The organism is Thiocystis violacea (genome assembly GCF_016583565.1).
Taxonomy (GTDB): domain Bacteria; phylum Pseudomonadota; class Gammaproteobacteria; order Chromatiales; family Chromatiaceae; genus Thiorhodococcus; species Thiorhodococcus violaceus_A.
Map to the genome: position 1 here is coordinate 1 of NZ_NRRF01000280.1, position 541 is coordinate 541.

The following is a 541-nucleotide window of genomic DNA, read 5'->3' on the forward strand; positions in this document are numbered from 1 at the left end:
CCACCAGGTTGGTGCTGCCGGCCTTGGCCATGGCGCCCAGCGACTTCTCGAGGATCGTGGTCAGCCCGCCGAGCTTGTTGCCGGGGGAGGGGTTGGCGTCCATCTCGGCGCCCTCGCGCCGCGTGTACTCCTCCCACCAATGCATCACGTCCACCAGCTTCTGCCCGACCTCCCGGCTGACGGCGCGGCGGGTCAGCAGGTGCTCGGCGCCATAGGTCTCCGGGCTCTCGCTCAGGATCACCGTGCCGCCATGGCGCACCACCAGGTCGCTGGCGGCGCCGAGCGCCGGGTTGGCGGTGATGCCGGAATACCCGTCCGAGCCGCCGCATTGCAGCGCGACGCAGAGGTCGCTGGCCGGCACCGCGACGCGGGACACCCTGTTGGCCTCGTCCAGGACCTCCTTCACGAAGGCGATGCCGGCGGCGACGGTCTTGCGGGTGCCGCCCATCTCCTGGATGTCCATGTTCCGCAGCCGGCCGGAGAGCCGCTGCTCGTCCAGCAGGCCGCCGATCTGGTTCACCTCGCAGCCGAGCCCACGAGA

Annotated in this window: 1 protein-coding gene; it reads right to left on the reverse strand. The window is 71.0% G+C overall.

Features of this window, described 5'->3' with window-relative positions:
• Nucleotides 1-541 (reverse strand): UxaA family hydrolase (locus CKO23_RS25200; RefSeq protein WP_200336341.1); only part of this gene is annotated, 541 nt, incomplete at both ends.